This is a genomic window from Micromonospora sp. NRRL B-16802, from assembly GCF_001279555.1.
GTDB classification, from domain to species: Bacteria; Actinomycetota; Actinomycetes; order Mycobacteriales; family Micromonosporaceae; genus Micromonospora; species Micromonospora profundi.
Map to the genome: position 1 here is coordinate 129,824 of NZ_LGEB01000024.1, position 24,336 is coordinate 154,159.

A 24,336-nucleotide genomic window follows, 5' to 3' on the forward strand; every position below is an offset into this window, starting at 1 on the left:
ATGTCCGAGATGCTGCGCGCCCCCGCCGAGGTCACGTACGCCGACGAGCTGGATTTCCTCGAGTCGGTCGACACCGGCCCGAAGCCGTTCTCCTGGCGGCTGAGCCCACGCATGGTCCGTCTGTTCATCCTTGGCTCGGAGCGGGCCGACGGCCTGTCCAGGGAGATCCCGCAGAAGTGGTTCGGCGACCGCAGTTTCGTCGAGCGGGCCATCGTCACACTGGCCTCGGATCGCGGCCTGCTGCTGATCGGTGACCCCGGCACCGGCAAGAGCTGGTTGGCCGAGTTGCTGGCCGCCGCGATCTGCCGCAACTCGACACTTGTCGTGCAGGGCACCGCCGGCACCACGGAGGACCACATCAAATACTCGTGGAACGTCTCCATGGTGATCGCCAAGGGACAGTCCCGGGACTCGATGATCCCGTCGCCGATCATGACGGCGATGGAGCAGGGCGTGGTCGGCCGCTTCGAGGAGCTGACCCGTTCCACAAGTGACGTGCAGGACGCGTTGATCTCGATCCTGTCCGAGAAGTACGTGGCCATCCCCGAACTGGACCACGACAACATCGTCTTCGCCCAGCCCGGCTTCTCGATCATCGCGACCGCGAACAGCCGCGACAGAGGTGTCAACGACCTCTCCTCGGCGCTCAAGCGGCGGTTCAACTTCGTCCGGATCCCGGTGGTGACAAACAAGCGCAGCGAGGCCGAGATCGTCCGCTTCCGTACCGAGGAGCTGCTGCGCCGGCACCAGATCGAGCTGGACGTGCCGCCCACGCTGCTCGACATCCTGCTGCAGAGCTTCGCCGACCTGCGGGCCGGTGCCGCCGCCGCGACAAGCGACGACGAGAAGTTGGAGTCGGCGCTGTCCACCGCCGAGCAGATCGGCGTACTGGAGGACGCCATCCTGCACAGCCAGTTCTTCGGCGACCGTACGCTGCGGGCTGCCACGATCGCCGGATCCCTGGTCGGCTCGCTGGCCCGGCGCACCCCGGAGGACCTGGCGATCCTCAACAAGTACCTGCACGGCGTGGTGGAGCCCCGCGCGCGTAAGGACGCCGACGGGTGGGCGGGCTTCCTCGACGGCGGTCGCCAGGCGATCGCGTCCCTGTCGTGACCGCACCGACCGTCACCGGCACGTTCGGCGCGCTGCGCGAGCAGCTCACCGACGCGGCGTCCGCGTTCGCGGGCTCCCCCGACGCGCTCGGTGCGATCCTCGCGGGCATCGTCGACGACGTCGACCGCGCCCTCGGCGAGCGGTTGGAGATCTTCCCGGTCTGCCATCACTCACCGGCGTCCGCGCTTGCCATGGTGCGCCGACTGCGGGCCAAGCAACCCCGGGTCATCTACCTGGAGCTGTGCGAGGATCTCCAGCCACTGCTCGGCGAGCTGCGCAACTGCCGTCTGCCGGTAGCGGTGCAGGCGTTCGCGTCGGAGCTGTCCGGTTTCCCCGCCGACTGGGGGCCGCTCAGTGTGGTCGCGCCCGTCACGGAGGCGTCGGCGGAATACCAGGCCATCGCGTACGCGCTGGAGACCCCCGGTGTGGAGCTGGTGCTTGTGGACCGCTCCACCGACCACGTCTTCCAGTGGTCGCCGCGCCAGGATCCGACCGCCGAGGGCGGCGACACCGTGCCGGCCGCGCAGACCGGCGAAGAGTCCGGGTTGCACGGCGACGCCGTCGGGGTGGAGATCGGTGACCTGCGGCCCCGATTCGCGGAGCTGGAGGCGTACCTGCTGCACCACGGCAAGGTGCGGCACTGGTCGGAGTGGTGGGACCAGTACGTCGAAGGCCCGCTGGCCGACGCCGACTACGACACCTACCGCCAGGTGATGGTGCTGATCGGCAGCCTGTTCCGGCGGTTGCGCCCGGCCGCCGCGGACCGACTGGACCGTGACGAGGACCGCGAGCGGTACATGTGGACGCGAATGCGCCAACACCTTGCCGCCTCCGGCGTCGATCCCTCCGAATGCCTCTACGTCTGCGGCGCCTTCCACGCCGCAAGCCGGGTCGAGCAGTTCGGGCTGGACTCCGTCGCCGCCGATTTCGACATCACCCCGCGCACCGCCACCCGCTGGCGGTACGGGCTGATCCCGTCCAGTCACTCCGCGATCGAGGCGCAGTTCGGCCTGGCACCCGGCTCGGTGTCGATCGCGGCGGCGACGTGGGCGAAGGCGGTGAGCCGTCACCGGCTGTCCCCGTACCGGCTGGAGGGTCAACGGGCCACGGCGACCCGGGGCCGGCGGGGCCGCGCCCCGGCGGCGCCCTCCCCTGTCGACGGCCCGGTCAGCGACGTACTCACCGGTTTTCTCTCCGCACCGCCGGCCCTGGACGGCCTCGACGAGGCGGAGTTGCGCGGCTGGTGCGTCGACATCGTCCGTCTGGCCCGCCGCAATGGATACCTGGCCAGCACCGCCGACGCGATAGCCGTCTTCGAGACCTCGGTCCTGCTTGCCGGTCTGCGCAATCGGGCACGACCCACCCCGTACGACTTCGCCGACGCGGCTGTCACCTGCATCGAGAAGGACGTGGTACCGGGCCGGCGGGACGTGCGGCGGCTCTGCGAGATCCTGTTGGGCGGCGACCGGGTCGGTCAGGTCGGTTACGACGCCCTCCCGCCCCTGGCCCGCGACGTCCTCGACCGGCTCCAGCCGCTCGGCCTGGCCCTGGAGAAGCGGTCCGTCCAACGGGCGCTGCTGGATCTGACCGGTCACCCGGAGCTGGCCCCCTGCTCGGACCTGCTGTGGATCCTTCGGCACCTGCTGCCACCGGCCGCGGTTCGCCCGATCATGGGTGAGCGCCGGCTCGGGCACCGCTCGATCCAGGAGAGCTGGGACCTGGCACTCGGTCACCACCAGCGCGCGCTCATCGAGCTGGGCTACGAGGGTGTGACAGTCGAGCAGGTCCTGGAGCAGCGGCTACGCCGGTCGGTGCGCGGCCCCGACGCCACCGCGGCCGGTGCGCTCGCCGCAGTGGAGGATGCGATCCGGCTGCTCGGCAGCCCGCGCCTGGTCGACGAGTTGGGCGCGCGGGCGGTAGACCTGCTCGCCGCCGAGCGCACCGTCGACGGCGCCCCGGACGTGCTGCGGCGTATCCGTCGGCTGTTGGCTCACTACCGGGCCACCGCGCCGAGCCTGCCGGCCTGGTGCGAGGCGTTCGTCACCACCGGGTACGCGCACTACTGCACCCTGCTGCCGACCGCCGTGACGGCGGAGGAGACGGAGGTCCGGCAGGTCGCCGCGATGCTCGGCTTCCTGTTCTCGATGGAGGGCCTGGCCCTGTCACTGGGCTGCGATAGGCACCAGTTGGAGTTGGCCGTCGCGCAGTCACATCCGACGGCGCCGGCGAAGGTCGCCCTGCTCTGGGCGGGTCAGCACCAGCTCGGCCTGCTGCCCCTCGTCGAGCTGCGGGTCCGGTGCGCTGAGTTGCTGGCCAATCCGCTGGTGGTGCCCGCCTTCCCGCAGTATCTTGCCGGGCTCGTCCACGCGCTGGAGCCGGTGCCCGGGTTGGCGCCGTTCGTCGTCGAGACGATGTCCACAGCCTTCGCCCAGCTGCCCGACCCGGTGCTGCTGCCCTGGCTGCCCACCCTCATCACCACACTGCGGGACCAGGGCCCGGAGCTGGTTCCGTTGCTGGTCCGTGAGGCCGGGCGCATCTTCCCGGGGGCGCTGCCGGAGCTGGATTCCTGGGTGCCGCCATGGCTGGCACCTCCGGCCCCTACAGGCGCGGTCACCGCTGCCGCGCCACAGCGTCTGGTGGGCGCGTTGCTGGCCGCCCACCCCGAGACCGCCGAGGCCGTGAACGCGCTCCTGACTCAGCGTGGGCGTGGGGCCGCGATGTGATCTCCGGGCATGTGGTCGGCGACGCCGGGTAGGCAGTGGCCCGGCGTCATGTCGACACCCGCCGGGCAGGAGGCTCCGATGAGCACGTACCGGGACGAACAGGACGCAACGTTTCCTCCTCCGGAGGCGGACGCCCTTGAGCAACGGCAGAACGCCGTCGACTACGGGCCGCCGGACCGGATGTCGGGTGACGTCGACCCGGAGGCGTCCGAGGCGGATCTGGCCGAGCAGGGCGCCCTGCCGGCGGGAACGCTCGAGGAGGTCACAACCCTTCCGGCCGACGCCAACCCGGCGGACGCTCTCGAACAGCGCCAGGAGATCCCCACCCGCGACGAGGGCCGCCGAACCTGACCGGCGATGTGAGTCTGGGCCTGTCGGCCGTCTCCGCCGCCCTCGTGGGCGTGATACCTGTGAGTCATCAAGATGACTCACAGGTATCACCGCGTCAGGGAGAGGGCCGGGCCCGGCCCGCTGGCTGGTGTCGCTCGCGCCGCACGGCGACGCCACCGACCGGCCGGTTCAGCCGGCGACGACCTGCCAGAGCAGGAAGGCGTTGAGCGCGACCACCAGCACGGCCACGAGTAATGCGGCGGCGGTGGTGAGCGGGTGGTTGACCAGCCCATCAGGTCGCGGCGGCGGGTGAAGGCGACCACCGGGATCAGCGCGAACGGGATGCCGAAGCTCAGGATGACCTGGGTGCCGACGCTGGTGGAGGCGAGGCCGGAGACCAGCAGGGCGATGGCGAAGCCGAACGCGGCGGTGGTGCCGATGGTCTCGCCGAGACCGGCGTGCACGCCTTCCAGGCTGTCGGCGACTGCTCGCTGCACCTGCCAGCCGGCCGGAGTAGCCAGGCCGCCCCCGGGCAGGGCTCGCGTCCCGAGGGCTGACCGACCGCGCCCCCGGTGGCTGGGCCCACCGGGGGCGCACCCGCCCGCTGCTCAGCCGGCCGGCCGCCGGTAACGGGCGACCGAGAGTGGGAGGAACACGGCGACCAGCACTATCGGCCACGCCACGGCCAACCAGGGGTAGTGCTGCGCCGCCCAGGAGTCGCCGCCCCAGCCGGGGTTGCCGAACAGCTCGCGGGCGGCCCCGACGGTCGCCGAAAGCGGGTTCCACTCGGCCACCGCGCCGAGCCAGGCCGGCATGGTGGCCGGTGCGACGAACGCGTTGGAGAGGAAGCCGAGCGGGAACTCCAGGGTCTGGACGGCGACCACGGCCGACTGACCGCGGGTGACCAGGCCGAGGAAGATGCCGACCCAGACCAGGGCGAACCGCAACAGCAGGATCAACCCCACCGCGCCCAGCGTGGCGCCGGTCCCGCCGTGCGCCCGCCAGCCCACCGCGAGGCCCGTGACCAGCAGCACCGCCAGGGTGACCACGGCGAACAGCATGTCGGTCACGGCTCTGGCGACGAGGGGGGCAAGTGGTGCGACAGGCATCGAACGAAGCCGGTCGGTCACCCCGCGCTCCAGGTCCTCGGCGACGGCGATCGTGGTGAGACTGATGCCGAACACCATGGTCATCACGAACATGCCGGGCATCAGGAACTCCCGGTAGCTGCCTCCGCCGGGCACCTGCAACGCCCCGCCGAACAGGTACGCGAACATCAGCACGATCAGGATGTTGAAACCGAGCGAAGCGATCAACGGGCTTGGATCGCGGCGCCACCGGGCCAGGCCGCGCCAGACGAGCGTGCCGCTGTCGGCCAGCGGAGCGGGTCGGCCGGGCGTCAGGTCCACCGTCGAGGGCAGGGTCACGCTCACGCTGCCACCTCCTCGGCGACACCGCGCCCGGTGAGGCGCAGAAACACGTCGTCCAGGGTGGGACGACGAAGGGCGACGTCGGCCACCGTGACCTGCGCGGCGTCGAGCGCCCGCAGCACCTCCATGAGGGCACCGGGTCGATGCCCGACGCCGACGCTGACCGCTCGGCGGTCCACGTCGACTGTCGGTTCGTCGTCGACCATGCGGCGTACCTGAGCGGCAGCGGCGGCGAGGTCGGCTGGATCCGCGACGACCACCTCGACTCGGTCGCCGCCCAGCCGGGCCTTGAGGTCGTCCGGGGTGCCTTCGGCGATCACGCGACCGGTCTCGACCACGCAGATCCGGTCGGCGAGCTGATCGGCCTCGTCCAGGTGCTGGGTGGTGAGCAGCACGGTGGTGCCGGCGTGGACCAGCTCCCGGATCGAGGCCCACACCTCGTTACGGCCTCGTGGGTCCAGCCCCGTCGTTGGCTCGTCGAGGAAGAGCACGGCAGGCGCCAGGACCATGCCGGCGGCCAGGTCGAGGCGACGACGCATGCCTCCGGAGTATGTGGTCACCGGTCGCTCGCCGACGTCGGCGAGGCCGAACCGCTCCAACAGCTCGTCGGCACGCTGGCCGGCTCGGCGGCGACCGAGCTGGAACAGCCGGCCGAAGAGCACGAGGTTCTGCCGGCCACTGAGCGCCTCGTCGAGCGCGGGGTGCTGCCCCACCAGGCCGATCCGACAGCGCACCTGGTCGGGCTGGCGGGTCACGTCGAAGCCGGCGACCTCGGCCCGCCCTCCGTCCAGTCGCAGCAGGGTGGACAGGATCCGTACCGACGTGGTCTTGCCGGCCCCGTTCGGGCCGAGCAGGCCACACACCGTCCCGGCGTCCACCCGCAGGTCGAAGCCGTCCAGGGCGTACCGGTCCCGATACCGCTTCCGTAGCCCCTCCGCGACTATCGCCGCACCGCTCGTTGTCACATCCATCCCCTTCCGACGCATCGAAGGCGTCTAACGTACAACATACGGTAAGAAGTACGGGAACAGTTGATCGAGTACCTTCGGCGGCATGACGATGTCGTTGGACGGTCGGCGTTTCGCCGCCGAGACGGATGTGGTGGCCGGTGAGGTGGGCACGGAGACGGTCTTCGCGTACCACGAGCGGGCCGGCGAGGTGTGGGCCGAGTACGCCGGGGGGTCCATCCGCCGCGGCTACCTCGTCGGCACCCGCGAGGGCGACCGGCTCGACTTCCGCTACGTCCAGCTCAACGCCGAGGGACAGACGTCCTCCGGGCACTGCGTCTCCGAGGTGACGGTGCTGGCCGACGGCCGGCTGAGTCTGCACGAGACCTGGTCCTGGGAGTCGCGGCCAGGCAGCGGCACCAGCGTGGTTCAGGAACTGCCCGGTCCCGCGTAACGGTCGGGCCTCTCAGGCGGCGTCCGGGCAGGCAAGGCACGCGGCAGGCGCTAGGCCGATTCGGGGCAGCCGACCTGGCCTGCGACGCCGACGTTGAGTGGGTCGGCCAGCAGCTTGTCGAAGGCCAGTTCGGCGGCGCCGATCAGGACGGCGTTCTCGTCGAGGGCCGCCGGTTGGAGCCGAAGGTGCTCGCGGGAGACCGGCAGCGGCATGGTGTCCAGCCGCCGCCGGACGACGTCCGCGCCAGCGATGAAGACGTCGCGCAGCGATCCGCCGAACACGACGGCATCCGGGTTGACGACGTTGACCAGGTTGCCCACGCCGAAGCCGAGCCAGTCGGCGACCTGTTCGACGGCCTCCCTGGCCCTCGGGTCGCCGTCGGCCGCCGCTGCCAGCACCTCGGCCACAGCGGCGCGGTCACCGGGGTCCCGGCCGGCGTGGCGCAGCAGGGCTGCCTCGCCGACCTCGGTCTCCCAACAGCCGCGCGAGCCGCAGCCGCAGGGCAGACCGTTCGGGTTGACCACCATGTGGCCGACCTTGCCGCTGTGACCCTGGTGGCCCATCACCAGCCGTCCGGCGACGATGATGCCGGCGCTGATGCCCACGTCGCCGTGCAGGTAGATGAGATCGTCGACGTCCGCTGCCACGCCTCGGATGTGCTCGGCGAGGCCCGCGATGTCGGCCAGGTCACCGGTCACGAAACCCGGGCCGGGGGCGAACTCGGCGTCGAGGGCGGCACCCAGACTCTCGTCGACGCTTGCGATCCGAATGCGGCCGTCCGGATCACGGGTGGTGTCGGTGACGGCGACCGCGCCGCCGACAAGCAGCGTGTCGGGTGCGACGGCGCGTTCCATGTCGCGGACGAGGTCGGCCAGGGGGCCGACGGCGTCGATCGCCGACATGCCACCGGGACGGACGACCTCGCGCAGGTCGAGGATGCGCCCGCCCAGGCCGACCCGGGCGGCACGCAGCCGGTCGGCGTCGATGCTCAGGGCGTTGGCGTAGACGCGGTCGGAGCGAGGGCTGACCACCAGCGAGGGACGACCGGCGCGGCGAGCGGTGGTCGGCACCTCCTCGGTGACCAGGCCACTGGCGGTCAGTTCGGCAGCCAGGGCACCGATGGTGCTGCGGTTGAGGCCGAGACGGCTTGTCAGCTCGGCCCGGGACGTCGGTCCGTGCAGGTGGACGTAGCGCAGGACGGCGCCGAGGTTCTGCCGCCGGATCTCCTCCTGGCTCGCGCCGGGAACCGACTGCAGTGGGGATTCGAGGTTACGGCCGACGCCGGCTGGTCCGGACCGTGCGGGTGTTGCCACGGTCAGACCTCCTTCCGGGTCGTTACCTGTGGTGCTGAAACGACGATGGGTCCCGGAACAGGAGATCCGGGACCCATCGCGTTACCTGCGGTACAGAATTACTTGGTGAGCGGCGCGAGCTTCGGGTCGTTGGCGTACGCCTCGGCCGCGTTCGCCTTGGTGACGGCGACCGGCGGGAGGAGGTACGTCTCGACGACCTTGCTGCCGTTGTTGTAGGACGAGGTGTCGTTCACCTGCGGCTTGTCACCGGCCTGGAGAGCCTTGACCATGTTGATGGTCTCCTTGACCAGGTTCCGCGTGTCCTTGTTGATCGTCATGTACTGCTCGCCAGCGACGATCGACTTGACCGACTCGACCTCGGAGTCCTGACCGGTGACGACCGGGACCGGCTTGCCGGCGCCCTTGACCGAGGTCAGGATCGCGCGGGCCAGGGTGTCGTTCGGGGAGAGGACGCCGTCCAGCTCCTTGTTGCCGTAGGTCGAGGTGAGCAGCTGGTCCATGCGGGCCTGCGCACCCTCGGCCTTCCAGCCCTGGATGGCGGTCTGCTTGACGTCGGTCTGCTTCGAGGCGACGACAACGTTGCCCTTGTCGATCTCAGGCTTGAGCACGTCCATGGCGCCGTTGAAGAAGACACCGGCGTTGTTGTCGTCCGGCGAGCCGGAGAACAGCTCGATGTTGTACGGGCCGTTCGGCTTCTTGGCCTTCATGCCTTCCAGCAGGGCCTGGCCCTGGAGCTGGCCGACCTTGAAGTTGTCGAACGCGACGTAGTAGTCGAGGTCCGGCGTGTTGGTGATGAGCCGGTCGTAGGCGATGACCTTGACGCCGGCCTGGTGGGCCGCCGCGACCTGGGTCGACAGCTGAGCGGCGTCGGTCGCGCCGATGACGATGACCTTGGCGCCCTTGGTCACCATGGCGGTGATCTGAGCCTGCTGGTCGGCGACAGTGGTCGACGCGCCGGCGTACTGCACGTCAGCCTGGAAACCGGCCTCCTTGAGACCGTTGCTGAAGAGGTCACCGGCGAGGACCCAGTTCTCCGAGGTCTTGGCCGGCAGGGCGACGCCGATCAGCGAGTTCGCCGCGAAGCCCTTGGCGTCTCCGTTGGAGCCACCGGACTCCTCGCTGCGGCCGGAGCCGCAGCCGGCGAGGGCCAGCATGGCGGCGGCGCTGATGGCCACCACCGACGTGCCGAAGGATTTACGCATGGTGAGGACTTGCCTTTCTGGAAAGGGTGGAGACGGGTGGTGAGGGTCGGTGGCCGTTCAGCCGGACACCGCTGCCTTGGCGGGCTCGCGCTCCGCGTCCGGCGGTGAGGCGGGCGGTCCGGATTCCTCGCGACGGAATGGCCGCATCAGGCTTCCGATGATCGAGAAACGACCCTGGCTCTTGTTGTAGACGTCGATCGCGACGGCCAGCAGCAGGACCAGCCCCTTGATGATCTGGACGCGGTCGGTGCCGACGCCCATCAGTTGCAGGCCGTTGTTGAGCACGGCCATCACGAGACCACCAACGATCGACCCGCTGATGGTGCCGATACCTCCGGAGACGGCCGCGCCGCCGATGAAGACCGCGGCGATCGCGTCCAGTTCCCAGCCGTTGCCGTCCTGCGGACCGGAGGCCGCCGAACGGGCCACGAAGATCATGCCGGCCAGCGCTGCCAGCACGGACATGTTCATCATGACGAAGAAGTTGACCCGCTTGAGCTTCACGCCGGACAGCTCGGCCGCCCGGGAGTTGCCGCCCACCGCGTAGATGTGCCGGCCACCTGCCGTGTTGCGGGTGTAGAAGGAGTACGCGATGACGAGCGCGACAAGGATGATGCCGGAGATCGGGAAGCTGGTGCCGACACGACCGCTGGCGAAGCGCAGCGCGGCGAAGGCGATGACCCCGACCATGACACCCATCCGCAGGATGGAGATCCACATGGGCGCCGGGTCGGCGTCCATCTCGCGGCGGGTCTTGCGCGCCTGGAGTTCGCGCCACACCACGGCCACCGCCGCGGCGAGGCCGAGCAGCAGTGTGGCGTTGTTGTAGCCGGTGTCCGGCCCGAACTCGGGCAGGAAGCCGGAGCCGATCTGCCGGAAGCCCTCGGGCACCGGGATGGTGTTGGCGTTACCGATGAACTGGTTGCCGCCGCGGAAGAGCAGCATGCCGGCCAGGGTCACGATGAACGCCGGTACCCCGATGTAGGCCACCCAGAAGCCCTGCCAGGCACCGATGAGGGCACCGACTCCGAGGCCGAAGAGGATGGCGAGGGGCCAGGGCAGTGACCAGTCGGCCATCGCCTTCGCCACGAGGATGCCCGAGAAGGCGGCGACGGACCCGACCGAGAGGTCGATGTGCCCGGCGACGATCACCATGAGCATGCCGATGGCCAGAATCAGAATGTACGAGTTCTGCTGGAACAGCGCGATCAGGTTGTCCGACCGCAGCGTCAGGCCGTCGGTGAGGATCTGGAACAGGACGACGATCGCCACCAGGGTGAAGATCATCCCGAACTGGCGAGCGTTGGAGGTGGTCCCTCCGAACAGGTTCTTCTGAAGGTCCTTCAATCGGCTCATCGTGTCAGCATCTTCTTCGTAGAGGTCATCTGCTTCATGAGGTTTTCCGGTGTGGCATCGGCCCGGGCGATCTCGCCCGTGATGGCGCCTTCGAACACGGTGTAGATGCGGTCGCAGAGCCCGATCAGCTCAGGCAGCTCCGAGGAGATGACGACGACGCCCTTCCCCTGGTCGGCGAGCCGCTGGATGATGCCGTAGATCTCGTACTTGGCACCCACGTCGATACCGCGCGTCGGCTCGTCGAGGATCAGCAGGTCCGGGTCCGTGAACATCCACTTCGCCAGCACCACCTTCTGCTGGTTGCCGCCGGAGAGCTTGGAGACGCCCTCGTCGACCGTCGGCGCCTTCGTCCGCAACTCCTTGCGGTACGCCTCGGCCGCCTTGTATTCCTCCACCTGGTCCAGCACGCCCCGGTGGGAGATCTTGGACAGCTTGGCGGCCACCGTGGACGCCTTGATGTCGTCGAGCAGGTTGAGGCCGATCGCCTTGCGGTCCTCGCTGACGTACGCGAGCCCGTGGTCGATGGCGTCGGCCACCGACTTCAGGACGATCTCCTTGCCGTCCTTGATGATCGTGCCCGACTCGTACACCCCGTACGAGCGGCCGAACACGCTCATGGCCAGCTCGGTGCGGCCGGCGCCCATGAGGCCGGCGAAGCCGACGATCTCGCCGCGGCGCACCACGAAACTCTCGTTCTTGCAGACCTGCCGCTCGGCGGAGATCGGGTGCCGCACGTTCCAGTCGCGGACCTCGAAGAAGACCTCGCCGATCTTCGGGGTGTGGTCCGGGAACCGGCTGCCCAGCTCGCGGCCGACCATGCCCCGCACGATGCGGTCCTCGTCGACACCGTCGGCCTTGACGTCGAGCGTCTCCACCGTCCGGCCGTCGCGCAGGATGGTGATCTGGTCGGCGATCGCCTCGATCTCGTTCAGCTTGTGCGAGATCATGATCGAGGTGATGCCACGCGAGCGGAAGCCGCGCAGCAGGTCGAGCAGGTGCCGCGAGTCCGCCTCGTTCAGCGCGGCCGTCGGCTCGTCCAGGATGAGCAGCTTGACGTCCTTGGCGAACGCCTTGGCGATCTCCACCAACTGCTGCTTGCCGACCCCGATGTCCTTGATCAGGGTGTCCGGGTCCTCTTGGAGGCCGACCCGGGCCATCAGGTCCAACGCCATCCGGTTCGCGGCCTTCCAGTCGATCGCGCCCCACTTGCGTGGCTCGTTGCCGAGGAAGATGTTCTCGGCGATCGACATGTCCGGAATGAGCGCGAGCTCCTGGTGGATGATCACGATGCCGGCGTTCTCGCTGGCCCGGATGTCGGAGAACCTGCTCTCCGACCCCTGGTAGATGATCTGGCCGTCATACGTGCCATGCGGGTAGACCCCGCTGAGGACCTTCATCAGCGTGGACTTGCCTGCGCCGTTCTCGCCGCAGATGGCATGGATCTCGCCGGCGCGAACCACCAGGTTGACGTCGGAGAGGGCCTTGACTCCGGGGAACTCCTTGGTGATGGAACGCATCTCAAGGAGGATCGGCACGTCGCTCATCGCTCGTACCACCTCGCCAACGTCATCGTTGCCTCCGGAAGGTTGGACCTTCACTTGGTTTTGTTGTTGTCGGCAACGTATTGCGGCGGACGGCCGATCTGCAAGGCGAGGGACTGTTGAAAAGGTAACAATCCGGCAATATTGACGTGATCCATTGTTCACGTGCACCAGCAGTCCCAGGAGCCCCTCGCCGCCCGCTAACAGCAGCCGTGCGCCCCGCGGAACCCACGCTCGCGCCTTGATCGAAACCGATCTTCGACCACCGGGCTCCCACCAGGCAGGACCCATGGCCGCCGGGCGCGAGGCAGCCGGAGGCCGGCGGCCACCAAGGCGCGCCAGCCCACCCAGCGGCGGTATGCGCCACCGGCGCTACATCAGAATATTTCGATGTTATCGATAACTCCGTTGGCCCGGCCAATCGAAAAGGATCGGTGCCCCGCAGTCGTCATCTCACGGCGCTCCGAAGCCCCGTCGTGACACGCTGTCCCCCGCTGCGCCGATCGTGCCCGTCTGCCCGGCCCACGCATCGGACGACCACGCCCGAGCCCGGTCGCCGTCGGCGCGGGAGCGACCTCTCCGCAACGAACCGGGCCCCGGTGACGCCGCGACCTGTCAGCTCGGGTGCAGCACCGCCTTGATCACTCCGTGCTCCCGCCGGTCGAAGCTGCGGTACAGCTCCGGAGCGTCGGCGAGGCTGCCGTGGTGCGTGACGATCACGCTGGGTCGGGCACGGCCGGCGACGACCATGTCGCGCAGCAGCACCGTGTAGCGGCGGTCGTGCGTACGCCCGAACCGCACCGCGACACCCTTGCCGAACAGCGTTCCCCAGGGGGCGCGCAGGTCCTCGTGGCTGCTCGCCCCGGGGCGGGGATGCAGGTCCCTCTCCGGGTACACACCGGCGACAGCGATCGCCCCGGCGGGATTCACCAACCGGGCCGCGTCGGCGATCACCTGGTCGGGGCGCTCCTGGTCGGGGCGTTCCCGGTTACGGGCCTGGAACCCGACCGCGTCGATGACCTTGTCGATCCCGCCCAGCTTCTCCTCGCCCAGCGGCAGCCCGGCACGGGCGCGGTCGGCGCGGATCTGCTCGACCGGGTCACCGTGTCGGAAGTCGACAGGCACCGCGCCGATCTCACCGGCCTTGTCGAGCCGGGCGTCGACGCCGTCCACGCAGTACACCACCCGTGCGCCCCGGATCAGCGCCGAGTAGGCGCTGAGCAGGCCGATCGTTCCGGCGCCGAACACTGCCACAGTGTCGCCGGGCTGTACGTCGGCGAGCGCGGAGGCGGCGTGCCAGCCGGTGACGAACGCGTCCGCCAGCAGGACGAAGTCGTCCTCGTACGCGTCACCCGGCTCCCCCGGCAACGGCACGCAGTTCGCGTCGGCCCACGGCACACGCAGCAGGTCGGCCTGGGCACCCCGGTAGGGGCCCATCCCGGCGTAGCCGTACGCGGCACCCGGCCCCTCGGCGCGCGCCCGCAGGCAGGCCGCCGAGAGCCCTCGGGCGCACATGACGCACGTACCGCAGAACAGGTGCGTCGGCATGACCACGCGGCTGCCCGGCCGGACGGTATGCACCCCGCTGCCCACCTGCTCCACCACGCCCAGCGGCTCGTGACCGAGCACCAGCCCGGGGTCCGCGCCGGTGCGCCCGTCGTACATGTGCAGGTCGGTGCCGCACATGGCGGTGGAGGTGATCCGCACGAGCGCGTCCGTGTCCGCCTCCAGCGTCGCGTCGGGCACCTCCCGCACGGCGACGGACCGCACGTCGGCGTACACGACGGCTCTCATCCCGACCCCCTCGCGCGGTAACCGTAGAAACGCCGGTCTTCCCGCCGCCCGCGCGATCATGCAACCTGTAGCCGGGGTGCGCGCAGGTCGGCGTCGCGACAGACATCGCATCGGCGAGGCACGATATTCAGGCGGACACGTCACCGACCGGATCGGGGCCTTCGCCATGACGACCGAGCAGAGCACACCGACGGCCATGCGGGGGTACGCCGACACCGCCCGGCTCGACGAGCTGCGCGCCACCGAATACCGGCACCTCGACCAGGGCGGCCGGGTCTATCTCGACTACACCGGGGCGGGGGTCGCCGCGCAGGCGCAGGTACGCGCCCACCACGACAGGTTGCTCGCCGGCCTGTACAGCAACCCGCACTCGGAGAACCCCACCTCGGTGGCCTCCGGCGCGACAGTGGGATCGGCCCGCCGCGCGGTGCTCGACTTCTTCCGTGCCGACCCCTCCGAGTACGCGGTCGTCTTCACTCCGAACGCCAGCGGAGCGTGCCGGCTGGTCGGCGAGGCGTACGACTTCGGCCGGTCGTCGCCGTTGGCGCTGACCTGGGACAACCACAACTCGGTCAACGGCATCCGCGAGTACGCCCGATCAGCCGGAGCGCCGGTGCGGTACGTGCCGTTGGCCGGCCCGGAGCTGCGGGTCGCCGAGTCGGATCTGGTGCGGGTGCTGGACGCCGGCCATCGTCGGCTTCCCGGGTTGTCGGGTCGCCCATCCCGGCGTGGACTGTTCGCGTACCCGGCGCAGAGCAACTTCTCCGGGGTGCAGCATCCGCTGAGCTGGGTGGAGCTGGCCCACCAGCACGGCTACGACGTGCTGCTCGACGCCGCCGCGTTCGCGCCGACGAACCGGCTGGATCTGAGCGTCGTACGACCGGAGTTCGTCTGCCTGAGCTGGTACAAGCTGTTCGGGTATCCGACCGGCGTGGGCGCGCTGCTGGCCCGTCGGGACGCGCTGGCCCGGCTGCGCCGGCCGTGGTTCTCCGGCGGCACGATCCGCGCGGTGAGCGTGCAGGGCGACTGGCACCGCACGATGGACGACGAGTCGGCGTTCGAGGACGGCACTCTCAACTTCCTGAGCATCCCGGACGTGGAGTTCGGGTTGCGCTGGCTCGACTCGATAGGCGTGGACCTCGTGCACACCCGGGTCGGGCTGCTCACCGAGTGGCTGCTGGCCCGGTTGACCGCGTTGCGGCACGGCACCGGCCAGCCGCTGGCTCAGGTGTACGGGCCGGTGACGGGCGAGGGTCGGGGTGCCACTGTGACGTTCAACCTCCGTCGCCCGGACGGCACTCTTGTCGACGAGCGGCTGGTCGCGCGGGAGGCCGCCTCGGCCGGATTCCTGCTGCGGACCGGCTGTTTCTGCAATCCGGGCGCGGGCGAGGAGGCGTTCGGGATCAGCCGGGGCCTGCTGCGGCGACGGGTGCCCGCCCGGCTCGACTCGATCGACCAGTACCTCCACGCGCTGCGGTTGCCGATCGGCGGCGCGGTTCGCGTCTCGTTCGGGCTGGTGTCCACGGCGGACGACGCGCAACGGTTTCTCGCGTTCGTCGAGTCGACCTATCTGGACCGCGACGCCACGAGCGGGCCGCCCCTGCCGCCCCGGCTGCGCTGTTGACCGGTTGCGCGGCCCGGCGGCGGGGTGTCGCTAGCTGACCTGGGCGACCGGCGCGGCGGTGTGCCGCTTCGTCTCCTCCATGAACGGGAACCGGGCGGTGAGCTCGGCGAGCGTCGCCCCGGCGTGCCAGGCCGCAGCCATCTGGGCGACCTGGAGCAGGTCCATGGCGTCGCCCCGGGCCTGCACCTCACCGTCGACCCGGAGATCGACCATGAAGTACCGGGCCTGTGAGCCGAGCCCGACGCAGACGACTCCCTGGCCGGAGTGCAGTTCGGCGCAGGTGAACCGGGCCCGTCCCTGGTCGGGGGCTGTCACCCGGCCGATGTCGAGCTGGTGCGCGGTGGCGGTTTCGATGAGCGCGGGGGCCAGGCCATCCCGCTCGACCAGGTCCGGGTAGAGGCGCACACCCAGCGCCGTCGACGCGTCGCTCATGACTGACTCCCACTTCCTTGTGACAGAGACCAGCAGCTCGCACGTTACGGCGAGGTTTCGAGCGAGCTTTCGTCATCCTGTCCCGCGTGGACGCCGACGGCAATAGCAGGAGTCGATTCATCCCCTATCGGAGGAAGGCGCGCTTCGCCCTTCTGGCAGGGCGACTCGGCCACTCCTTTAATTGGAAGGACTCTTGACAGAAAGGCGCCATATCGACATCCTTCGTCGAAAGAGCGCTCTCCGGATTTTCCGGCGCGAAGCCTCCGCCACCTCTCCCGCTGAGGAGCCTCCCGTGTTCACAGCCCGTCCCGCCCCCCGCCTGCGACCCTTCGTCCTCGCGGCGGTCGCGCTCATCGCCACCGCCGCCGCCCTCGTCGTACCCGGACACAACGACCAAGCCGAGGCCGCCATCGGCCCGATCACCTGGCAGGACGAGTTCAACGCCTCGGCCGGTACGCCCGTCGACCAGAACAAGTGGCGCTTCGACATCGGCGGCGGCGGCTGGGGCAACAACGAGCGGCAGTACTACACCAACAGCACCAGCAACGCGGTGCACGACGGCCAGGGCAACCTCGTCATCACCGCCCGCCGGGACAACCCGGCCAACTACCAGTGCCACTACGGGCGCTGCGAGTACACGTCGGCGCGACTGCTGAGCGCGTCCACATTCACCCAGACGTACGGCCGGTTCGAGGCCCGCATCAAGATCCCGCGCGGCCAGGGCATCTGGCCGGCGTTCTGGATGCTCGGCACCGGCGGCGGGTGGCCCGACGCCGGCGAGATCGACATCATGGAGAACATCGGCCGGGAGCCCAACACCGTCTACGGCACCGTGCACGGCCCCGGCTACTCCGGCGGCGGCGGCATCACCGGCAGCCGCACCGTCGGCAGCCCGCTCGCCGACGGCTTCCACACCTACCGAGTGGACTGGGAGCCGAACCTCATCACCTGGTACCTGGACGGTGTGCAGTACCACCAGGTCAACCCGGCCCGGCTGGGCGGCAACCGTTGGGTGTTCGACCACCCGTTCTTCATGATTCTCAACGTGGCTGTCGGCGGCAACTGGCCCGGCTACCCGGACGGCTCCACCCAGTTCCCGCAGCAGATGCTCGTCGACTACGTCCGGGTGTCCGGCTACACCTCCGGCGGTGGCGGCGACCCGGCGCCCGGCACCAGCCGGATCCGCGGCGCGCAGAGCGGCCGGTGCATCGACATCCCCAGCGCCAACCCGGTCGAGGGCGCGAAGCTCCAGATCTGGGACTGCAACACCACCGCCGCGCAGGCGTGGACCTTCGCCTCGGACGGGACCGTCCGCGCCATGGGCAAGTGCATGGACCCCGCCTGGGCCGGCACCGCGAACGGCACCGAGGTCAACCTGGTCACCTGCAACGGCAATCCCGCGCAGCGCTTCACGCTCAACGGCGCCGGCGACCTCGTCAACATCAGCGCCAACCGCTGTGTGGACGTCCGGGACGCCAACCCCAACAACGGTGGCAAGCTGCACCTGTGGGACTGCAACGGTGCGTCGAACCAGAAGTGGTCCCGCATCTGAGTACGGCACCGACGGCCTGCGGGCCGCCCGACACCGTTGTCGGGCGGCCCGCTGCCGACAGTCAGTCCAGACCCAGGCCGCGCCGACCGGTGGAGTTGAGGTCGTCGGCCTGGAATCGGTTGGACCAACTGCGCTCGTAGTGCTCGGCCGGAAAGTCGGTCGGGCTGGACCCAGTCCGGAAGGCGTCGCGGACGGCTGCCGAGTACCGCTCGTTGCGCGGGCACCACGGCGCTGCGGGGATGTACATGACGTTGCCCCAGCCCTGCTGGTCGCGTACCGGCGCGACGCTGTGGATCATGTCGCAGTGCCACCACACGGAGTCGCCCGCCCGGACGTCGGGAATGCCGGAGAGGGCCTCCAGCAGCAGCGGATGCCACCGCTCGCTCACCGGAAAGACCTGGTTGACGGTGACGCCGCACATGTCGTCCTCTGGTACGTCGGGCAGCAGCGGCCGGAGCATCAGGTAGGCCATCGCCTCGGGGATCGGGACGGTGTGCAGCACCCCCTGGTCGTTGTCCATGTCGGACAGCGCCGTCCAGCCCTGGAAGGTGCGAAACGCCGAGCACATGGTGCTGCCGGGGTACTGCGGGCCGGCGGTGCGGTGGGCGGCGTCCCAGGGGTCGTACTCCTCGACCGTCCCGTCGAAGAGGTGCCGGAACGCCCGCTGGTACGCCTCGGTCATCCACAGGTCGAGCGTGCCGGGGTCGAGGTGGGTGCCCAGGCCGTTGGAGTCGGCGCCCGGTGGCCGGCGGCGGATGCGGTCCGGGTAGAGCGAGTCGCGGTCGGGGTCGAACCAGCGCACGCCGTCGGACTCGTGCTTCCACTGGCTGTTGAGAAACGCCTGGACCCGGGCCATCCGGTCGCTCTGGCGGGCCTGCATCTGAGCTGCCGACCAGTAGATCGGATAGATCTCGGGCTTCGACCCCACACTGCCGAAGAAGTCGTCGCCGGGGCCCCGGTAGGTCTCGAAGAACCTGTTGGACTCCACGTAGTCGACGATGTCGCGGTCCCAGTCCAGCGCCTGCTGGCGGTCGAAGTGCCCGCGTACGACCAGGCAACCCCGCTGGCGGAGCTTCGCCAGCGCCTCCGCCGAGACGGTGCCGGCGGCGATGTCCGCGTACTCGATGACGGGCCAGATCGTCTCGCCGCGGCCCCTGGCGGCGGCGATCTCCTCGACCCGCGCCCGGACACGCTGCTCGACGACCGCGAACACCTCCTCGACAGTCCGGCCGGACGCCTCGATCCGGGCCCGCAGCGCCGCCTTGACCTCGCGGATGGCGGACGGAAGGTCGGCCGGGGTCGACTCCCAGTGCGGTACTGACGGGAGCGGGGCGACGGCCAGGTCGGGCTGGGCGTTCATGGCGCGACTCCTTCTAGTAAGGGCTCCTTCTTGGAAAAGACTCTAGGTGCGTTCACCGTTCCAGGCAAGGCTCCTGCCTAGAATCCTGGCGTGACCACCGCCAAGCCCTCCCTGGAGCTGCTCCGCTCGCTTACCGACGAGCACGTGCTCCGGGAGCTGATGCGGCAACGACGGCTGACCCGGGCCGACCTGGCAACCCGCAGCGGCCTGTCCAAGCCCACCGTCGGGGAGAGCGTGCGCCGGTTGACCGAGGCCGGGCTTGTCGTCGACACCGGGGAGCGCACCCCTGGCGGTCGGGGCATGGGCCGCGTCGGCTCGTACTACGCGCTCGCCGGCTCAGCGGGCACCGCCCTGGCCGTCAGCATCGCCCCGGACGGGGTGGTGGTCGAGCGGGTCGACGCCCACGGCGACATCGTCGGACGGACCCGGCACGACATCAGTCGGCCCGCACACGCCGAGCGGGTGGCCGCCGCAGTGGGCACCGCAGCGACGCAGGCGGGGCAGGGCGGCGGAGGAGCCATCCGGCTGGCGGTCGTCAGCGCCGCCGACCCGGTGCACCGGGTCACCGGCCGGCTGATCCGGCTACCGGACGCGCCGTTCCTGCTCGGCGACCTCGACCCGGTCGCCGTGCTGACGCCACACGTCGCCGGGCCGGTCGTCGTCGACAACGACGTCAACTGGGCGGCGCAGGCCGAGCGCGACCTCGACCCGGCCGGCCTGAGCGACTTCGCCTACGTCTTCCTCGGCGAAGGGCTGGGGTGCGCGGTCGTCAGCGACGGCGCGGTACGCCGGGGCCACAGCGGTGTCGCCGGGGAGATCGCCCACCTGCTGACCACCGGCCCGGACGGCAGGGCAACCCGGTTCATCGACGTGTTCGCCGATCTGGGCCTCCGCCATGCCGGCACGACCGCCATCGACGTCGAGCGGGTCCGCCGCCTTCCGGCAGCCGGCAGGGCGGCGTTGGGGCAGGCCGTCAGCGGCGTGCTCGCCGCCGTCGTGGCGCTCGCCGACCCCCGGCTCGTGCTGATCGGCGGCGCATGGGGCACCCATCCGCCGATCCTCGACGCCGTCACCAACGTCTTCAGCGGAATGCCCCGGCACGTCGAGGTGCGTCCGGCACGACTCACCGACGAACCGGCGCTCACCGGCGCCCGCGCGGAAGCCCTCGACCGTCTACGCTCGGCAATCATCGCCCGCCGGACATCCTGACCGCGACGGCCCTCCGCCGGGCGCCACGCGCGTTTGGACCTGCCCGCCCGGCCGGACACAGAGCGGACCCCGCCGGCCACGCCGACGGGGTCAGTCCGCGGAAAAAGGTGGGAAGCTGTCAGCCCGCGATGTCGCGCGGGTCCCGGCTGCGCGGGTACGTGTTCTTCTCCCCGATCGTGCCGTCCTGCTTCTTGATCACGTGCTCGACCCCACGGTCGGCAGCCATCTCCCGACCCTGGGCCTGCGCGTCGGCCTTGCCCTCATGCGTGCTGCTGGCCCGCTCGTTGCCCTCCGCCTTGTTCTTCCACTGCCCGTCCTCTTGGTACGTGTCGACGTCACCCTTGGCCATGGCCTGCTCCCTCCGTGCGCCTCTGCACTGTCCTTCGATCAGTGCCCCGAGCCGGGTCGGGCAAAACGCCGTCCTCAGGAGACGCAGTTGTTGCTCGTGCGCCGCAGCGTCTGTTCGCGCTCGTCGGTGGTGATACCCGACGGCGTACCGTCGAAGTGGGTTTCCACCTTCTCCCACCCCCGGCGCTGCTCGTAGTGCAGGTGCGGTGCGCCGGAGTTGCCGGTGCTGCCGAGCCGCCCGATCTGCTGGCCCTGCGTGACCTCCTGGCCCTCCTTCACCAGCGGCGGTTCGAGCAGGTGCAGGTACTGCGTCTCCCACTTGCCGCCGTGGTCGATCTTCACCCAGTAGCCGCCACCACGGCCGCGTGGACCTTCCGGGTTCTCCGGGGTACGTCCGCCCAGGGTTCCGTTGATGCCCGCCACTGTGACAGTGCCGCCGTAGGACGCGAGGACTGGCCGCCCCCACGCCTCGCCCTCGATCGGGAACAGGTCGACGTCGAAGTCGTCGTGCCCGGGATAGGTGCTCAACTGCCAGGTCTCGCCGCAGGCCACGGGCATCTGGAAGAGCGGGCGCGGACCCGGCGGGCGCAGCAGCGGCACGACGACCACTGCCACCCCGACGACGACCGCCAGCGCGACGAGCCCGACGAGGACACCGATCAGCCGGCTCCGGGGGCGGCGGTGGGTGCGGGCTCTGCGGGGGCGGCCGGTCGTCACCGGCCCGAGCATGACAGACGCCGGCAACGCGTGGACTCCGGGTCAGCATCCCGGTCCGTACGCCAGCTCACCACTCCCCGGCGGCGGTGAGCTGGCGTACGGACCGGGCCGGGCCGTCAGGCCGGGCCGTGCCGTCAGCAGCGCGGCACGTTCGGGATGTACCCGTCGTGGCCGGTCAACAGGTACGCGTCGGAGACGTACCTGTTGGTGCCGATCCGGTTCCACACGGAGGTCGTGCCGTACGGGCCGGTGACAGTGCTTCCCACGGCCTGGCAGTAGACGGCCACTGTCGCGCCGTCGGGGACCGACCCGACGACCGGATAGCTGGCGCCGGGGCCGGAGCGCACGTTGAGGGTGCTCGCGCTGGTGCTCACCGTTCCGGAGCCGACGCCGGTGATCCCGTTCACCAGTTGCATGTAGTAGGTCCAGTTCCAGTTCGGGCCCGGGTCGGTGTGGGTGGCGCCGGGCACCTCGTTGTGCCCGATGATGTGCGCCCGAGTCTTCGGGATGCCGTACCTGTTGGCGAGGTTGCGGGTGAGTGCGGCGGATGCCCGGTACATCGCGTCGGTGAGCCAGGCGGCGTTGTCGACGTACCCCTCGTGTTCGATGCCTATCGACTGGGTGTTGTAGGTCCAGTTGCCGGCATGCCAGGCGATGTCCTTCTCCCGCACCGACTGGGTGACGGCCCCGTCGGAGGACCGGAAGGTGTAGTGCGCGCTGGCCTGCGCCGCCGGGTTCTGGAACCAGTTGACGGTGCCGGAGTACGAGCCCTGCGCGGTGTGGATGACGACGCGGGTGACCTGGTGGCTGCCCGGCCGGCTGGCCACCGTGTAGTTGCTCGTGCTGGCCGGCGCCCACGCGGCCGGCCCGTAGTCGGTGCTGAGGGTGCCGATCCCGCTGGGGTCGGCGGCGGCCGGTGCGACGACCGCGACGGTGAGCGCAGTGGTGAGCGCCGTGGTGAGGGCGGTGGTCAGGGCGAGTAGGAGGCGGCCTCGGAGGATGGGTCGAACGGACATCTGCACTCCTCGCGGGAACGGAGGTTGGCGGCCTGTGGGGCCGCCAACCTCGGCGGTCGTACTCGTCAGCACCAGCCGTTTACCGGACCGTTCACACCTGTCGACAGGTACGCGTCGGACACCCAACTGCCGTCGCTCAACCGGTTCCAGAGCGCCGTGGTGCCGTACCGGCCGGTGTGGGAGGTGCCGTTCGCGGAGCAGGAGATGGTGACTGTCGCGCCGTCGCCCACCGAGCCGAGCGAGCCGTAGCCCGTTCCCGGACCGGCCCGGCGAGTGAGCGCGCCACCGCCGTTCGCGTCGACAACGCCCTGGTTGAAGCCGAGCGCGCCGTAGTTGTAGAGGCCACCGCCGACACCGGCGAAGGCCGATCCGTGCCGCGCCCCGCCCTGGTAGGCGGCGCCGCCGTTGGCCAGCACCCACTTGCCGATGTCATGCCCGGCGATCGGCACGTACGCGCTGTTCTGCCGCAGTCCGAAGTGGACGTGCCGGCCGTAGGCAGCCCCACCGCAGGTGACGTCGGTGCCGGTGTTGCCCAGGACGGCGCCCTGGCCGACGCTGGCGCCGTTGACGGAGATGCTGTTCCACAGGTGGTAGTAGTCGGTCGAGTAGCCCCGGTCGTGGATGACCCGGATCCACCCGCGACACATGGTGTACGCCGCACCGGCCCGCGTCGCGCGAACCACCTGGTCGCCGCCGGCCAGGTCGATCGAGCTGTACGGCGACTCGGTCCCGCCCCAGCCGTGCGGGCCGCTGGTGAGCGTCCACGTCTGTCCGACACCGAACGGCAGGGCCATCCCGGTCCGGTAGTCCCCGCCCGCGTACAGAGGGCTCGGCGTCGTGGTGAGCACGCTTCGCTCCTGGGCGCCCACCAGGGGCGACTCGGCGGCCAGTTCACCGAAGGCGGCCTCACCGTCGAAGGCGATCCGCCATCCGGCGCGGTCGGCCCGCGCGATGAAGACCGACCCGGTCGGGTGAGCGTCCTCCTGTCGGGGTGCGACCGCGACGGCGGTGCCGAACGCCCACCGGCCGCTGCTGCGGCTCACGGTGATCCTGGTGTCCTGTTGCGCGCCAGCGCTCGACATCCGGGCGGTGCCGAGGAGTTTGGCGGTCACCGCCTCGGTGAGTGCGGAGGCGTCGGCGGTCGGCGCGGCGACGCTGGGGGTCGCCCAGAACAGGCTGGTGACCGTCAGCAGGGCTGCGGCTGCGCCGCCTGCCCATCGTCGATCGAGTCTCATCGTGACCTCACTTTCGATACGGGGATCGAGGCCGGGGCGATGGAGAGCCTGCGGCCGCTGGCGGGTGGGGGTACCGGCGAGGCTGAGCGGAGTGCCACATAGATAGAGAGAGACATAAATATTGACGATGATTGTTGTGTAGTAAACCGTCGAAGTCAACGAATGCATCGAAGGTTTCCTACATCCCACTCCGTCAGATCAGCGGTGACGGAGACTCCGCGCCGGGCAGCGACAACGACAGCGGCACCGGCAACTGCCACTGACCGCGTGATCCCGCTGCGTCGTCCGCGGCGCAGCGGGATCGTCTCGCGCTCGACCCTGCGGCGCTGCGGTGTCGCCTCCCTGGCCGGCCCTGGGGTGTGTCCGGCTCCCTGTAGAGCTGCCCCAGAAATGGGGCGGCGCCGGCCGGATCACCGCGAGCACCACGAACACCACCAGCACCACGAGGACCACGAGCACCACGAGGACCGAGCAGCGGGAGCACCACGAGCAGCCGGAGCACCACGAGCAGTCGGAGCCACCACGAGCAGTCGGAGCCACCACGAGCAGTCGGAGCCACCACGAGCAGCGGGAGCACCACGAGCGGCCGGAGCACCACAACCGTCTCCGCAGGGCACGGTCCATATGTGGGGCAGCTCTA

20 protein-coding genes and 1 pseudogene are annotated in these 24,336 nt (G+C 70.1%); 7 read left to right on the plus strand and 14 right to left on the minus strand.

What is annotated here, in order from left to right:
• The 3 genes and pseudogenes from ADK66_RS05380 (at position 1) to ADK66_RS05390 (ending at position 4,187) form a co-directional block, all read left to right on the plus strand.
• Positions 1-1,113, plus strand: coding sequence for an AAA family ATPase (locus ADK66_RS05380; protein WP_053652768.1), 1,113 nt, complete (start codon positions 1-3; stop codon positions 1,111-1,113).
• Positions 1,110-3,806: pseudogene (locus ADK66_RS05385) on the plus strand (DUF5682 family protein); the annotation flags it as partial. The gene ADK66_RS05380 and the pseudogene ADK66_RS05385, both read left to right, overlap by 4 nt.
• Before the next feature lie 108 nt (positions 3,807-3,914).
• A complete protein-coding gene (locus ADK66_RS05390; RefSeq protein ID WP_053652770.1) occupies positions 3,915-4,187 on the plus strand; it encodes a hypothetical protein in 273 nt (90 codons plus the stop codon).
• Positions 4,188-4,273: 86 nt separating this feature from the next.
• Here ADK66_RS05390 and ADK66_RS05395 read toward each other — a convergent pair whose 3' ends face one another.
• The 3 genes from ADK66_RS05395 to ADK66_RS05405 all read right to left on the minus strand — a co-directional run bounded on the left by ADK66_RS05395 (position 4,274) and on the right by ADK66_RS05405 (position 6,561).
• Complete coding sequence (locus ADK66_RS05395) at positions 4,274-4,630, minus strand: hypothetical protein (RefSeq protein ID WP_053652771.1); 357 nt, start codon at positions 4,628-4,630, stop codon at positions 4,274-4,276.
• 144 nt (positions 4,631-4,774) lie between these two features.
• Positions 4,775-5,599 (minus strand): ABC transporter permease, encoded by an 825-nt coding sequence (locus tag ADK66_RS05400; RefSeq protein WP_231639909.1) that lies wholly within the window; start codon positions 5,597-5,599, stop codon positions 4,775-4,777.
• Positions 5,596-6,561, minus strand: coding sequence for an ATP-binding cassette domain-containing protein (locus tag ADK66_RS05405; protein ID WP_231639910.1), 966 nt, complete (start codon positions 6,559-6,561; stop codon positions 5,596-5,598). The genes ADK66_RS05400 and ADK66_RS05405 overlap by 4 nt, the downstream gene beginning before the upstream one ends.
• An 88-nt stretch (positions 6,562-6,649) precedes the next feature.
• On the opposite strand from ADK66_RS05405, the gene ADK66_RS05410 reads away from it, so the two are divergent.
• Complete coding sequence (locus tag ADK66_RS05410) at positions 6,650-6,997, plus strand: hypothetical protein (RefSeq protein WP_053652773.1); 348 nt, start codon at positions 6,650-6,652, stop codon at positions 6,995-6,997.
• A gap of 50 nt (positions 6,998-7,047) precedes the next feature.
• Here ADK66_RS05410 and ADK66_RS05415 read toward each other — a convergent pair whose 3' ends face one another.
• The 5 genes from ADK66_RS05415 to ADK66_RS05435 form a co-directional block, all read right to left on the minus strand.
• Positions 7,048-8,310, minus strand: coding sequence for an ROK family transcriptional regulator (locus tag ADK66_RS05415; protein ID WP_082377238.1), 1,263 nt, complete (start codon positions 8,308-8,310; stop codon positions 7,048-7,050).
• A gap of 98 nt (positions 8,311-8,408) precedes the next feature.
• On the minus strand, positions 8,409-9,512 hold the full coding sequence (locus tag ADK66_RS05420) for a sugar-binding protein (RefSeq protein ID WP_053652774.1): 1,104 nt from the start codon (positions 9,510-9,512) through the stop codon (positions 8,409-8,411).
• 57 nt (positions 9,513-9,569) lie between these two features.
• On the minus strand, positions 9,570-10,868 hold the full coding sequence (gene mmsB, locus ADK66_RS05425) for a multiple monosaccharide ABC transporter permease (RefSeq protein WP_053652775.1): 1,299 nt from the start codon (positions 10,866-10,868) through the stop codon (positions 9,570-9,572).
• Positions 10,865-12,412 (minus strand): multiple monosaccharide ABC transporter ATP-binding protein, encoded by a 1,548-nt coding sequence (gene mmsA, locus ADK66_RS05430; protein WP_053652776.1) that lies wholly within the window; start codon positions 12,410-12,412, stop codon positions 10,865-10,867. The genes mmsB and mmsA overlap by 4 nt, the downstream gene beginning before the upstream one ends.
• Before the next feature lie 612 nt (positions 12,413-13,024).
• Positions 13,025-14,203 carry a glutathione-independent formaldehyde dehydrogenase gene (locus ADK66_RS05435; RefSeq protein ID WP_053652777.1) on the minus strand — a complete coding sequence of 393 codons (1,179 nt, stop codon included), beginning with the start codon at positions 14,201-14,203 and terminating at the stop codon, positions 13,025-13,027.
• Positions 14,204-14,369: 166 nt separating this feature from the next.
• Here ADK66_RS05435 and ADK66_RS05440 point away from each other — a divergent pair, with 166 nt between their 5' ends.
• Complete coding sequence (locus tag ADK66_RS05440; protein WP_157552255.1) at positions 14,370-15,827, plus strand: aminotransferase class V-fold PLP-dependent enzyme; 1,458 nt, start codon at positions 14,370-14,372, stop codon at positions 15,825-15,827.
• A gap of 30 nt (positions 15,828-15,857) precedes the next feature.
• Here ADK66_RS05440 and ADK66_RS05445 read toward each other — a convergent pair whose 3' ends face one another.
• Positions 15,858-16,259: a hypothetical protein gene (locus ADK66_RS05445; RefSeq protein ID WP_053652778.1), complete on the minus strand. Its 402-nt coding sequence runs from the start codon at positions 16,257-16,259 to the stop codon at positions 15,858-15,860.
• Positions 16,260-16,551: 292 nt separating this feature from the next.
• Between ADK66_RS05445 and ADK66_RS05450 the strand changes: the two genes are divergently transcribed.
• Positions 16,552-17,811 carry a glycoside hydrolase family 16 protein gene (locus ADK66_RS05450; protein ID WP_053652779.1) on the plus strand — a complete coding sequence of 420 codons (1,260 nt, stop codon included), beginning with the start codon at positions 16,552-16,554 and terminating at the stop codon, positions 17,809-17,811.
• A 61-nt stretch (positions 17,812-17,872) separates the two neighbouring features.
• Here the strand turns inward: ADK66_RS05450 and ADK66_RS05455 are convergent, their stop codons facing one another.
• Positions 17,873-19,171, minus strand: coding sequence for a DUF1479 domain-containing protein (locus ADK66_RS05455; protein ID WP_053652780.1), 1,299 nt, complete (start codon positions 19,169-19,171; stop codon positions 17,873-17,875).
• Between the two features lie 90 nt (positions 19,172-19,261).
• On the opposite strand from ADK66_RS05455, the gene ADK66_RS05460 reads away from it, so the two are divergent.
• Positions 19,262-20,380 (plus strand): ROK family transcriptional regulator, encoded by a 1,119-nt coding sequence (locus tag ADK66_RS05460; protein WP_053652781.1) that lies wholly within the window; start codon positions 19,262-19,264, stop codon positions 20,378-20,380.
• A 118-nt stretch (positions 20,381-20,498) separates the two neighbouring features.
• Here the strand turns inward: ADK66_RS05460 and ADK66_RS05465 are convergent, their stop codons facing one another.
• The 4 genes from ADK66_RS05465 to ADK66_RS05480 all read right to left on the minus strand — a co-directional run bounded on the left by ADK66_RS05465 (position 20,499) and on the right by ADK66_RS05480 (position 23,696).
• The gene (locus ADK66_RS05465) at positions 20,499-20,729 is read right to left on the minus strand and encodes a DUF2188 domain-containing protein (RefSeq protein WP_053652782.1); all 231 of its coding nucleotides are present in this window, start codon (positions 20,727-20,729) and stop codon (positions 20,499-20,501) included.
• Positions 20,730-20,803: 74 nt separating this feature from the next.
• On the minus strand, positions 20,804-21,457 hold the full coding sequence (locus ADK66_RS05470) for a M23 family metallopeptidase (RefSeq protein WP_053652783.1): 654 nt from the start codon (positions 21,455-21,457) through the stop codon (positions 20,804-20,806).
• A gap of 122 nt (positions 21,458-21,579) precedes the next feature.
• Entirely contained in the window at positions 21,580-22,461 is an 882-nt protein-coding gene (locus ADK66_RS05475) for an N-acetylmuramoyl-L-alanine amidase (RefSeq protein WP_082377244.1), read from the minus strand.
• Positions 22,462-22,526: 65 nt separating this feature from the next.
• Positions 22,527-23,696: a peptidoglycan DD-metalloendopeptidase family protein gene (locus ADK66_RS05480; RefSeq protein ID WP_082377240.1), complete on the minus strand. Its 1,170-nt coding sequence runs from the start codon at positions 23,694-23,696 to the stop codon at positions 22,527-22,529.
• Positions 23,697-24,336 lie beyond the last annotated feature (640 nt).

Excerpts from the sequence above, each read along its gene's own strand:
- ADK66_RS05380 (WP_053652768.1), top strand. The coding sequence starts at position 1 with ATGTCCGAGATGCTGCGCGCCCCCGCCGAGGTCACGTACGCCGACGAG.
- ADK66_RS05390 (WP_053652770.1), top strand. The coding sequence starts at position 3,915 with ATGAGCACGTACCGGGACGAACAGGACGCAACGTTTCCTCCTCCGGAG.
- ADK66_RS05410 (WP_053652773.1), top strand. The coding sequence starts at position 6,650 with ATGACGATGTCGTTGGACGGTCGGCGTTTCGCCGCCGAGACGGATGTG.
- ADK66_RS05420 (WP_053652774.1), bottom strand. The coding sequence starts at position 9,512 with ATGCGTAAATCCTTCGGCACGTCGGTGGTGGCCATCAGCGCCGCCGCC.
- mmsB (WP_053652775.1), bottom strand. The coding sequence starts at position 10,868 with ATGAGCCGATTGAAGGACCTTCAGAAGAACCTGTTCGGAGGGACCACC.
- mmsA (WP_053652776.1), bottom strand. The coding sequence starts at position 12,412 with ATGAGCGACGTGCCGATCCTCCTTGAGATGCGTTCCATCACCAAGGAG.
- ADK66_RS05435 (WP_053652777.1), bottom strand. The coding sequence starts at position 14,203 with ATGAGAGCCGTCGTGTACGCCGACGTGCGGTCCGTCGCCGTGCGGGAG.
- ADK66_RS05440 (WP_157552255.1), top strand. The coding sequence starts at position 14,370 with ATGACGACCGAGCAGAGCACACCGACGGCCATGCGGGGGTACGCCGAC.
- ADK66_RS05445 (WP_053652778.1), bottom strand. The coding sequence starts at position 16,259 with ATGAGCGACGCGTCGACGGCGCTGGGTGTGCGCCTCTACCCGGACCTG.
- ADK66_RS05455 (WP_053652780.1), bottom strand. The coding sequence starts at position 19,171 with ATGAACGCCCAGCCCGACCTGGCCGTCGCCCCGCTCCCGTCAGTACCG.
- ADK66_RS05465 (WP_053652782.1), bottom strand. The coding sequence starts at position 20,729 with ATGGCCAAGGGTGACGTCGACACGTACCAAGAGGACGGGCAGTGGAAG.
- ADK66_RS05470 (WP_053652783.1), bottom strand. The coding sequence starts at position 21,457 with ATGCTCGGGCCGGTGACGACCGGCCGCCCCCGCAGAGCCCGCACCCAC.
- ADK66_RS05475 (WP_082377244.1), bottom strand. The coding sequence starts at position 22,461 with ATGTCCGTTCGACCCATCCTCCGAGGCCGCCTCCTACTCGCCCTGACC.
- ADK66_RS05480 (WP_082377240.1), bottom strand. The coding sequence starts at position 23,696 with ATGAGACTCGATCGACGATGGGCAGGCGGCGCAGCCGCAGCCCTGCTG.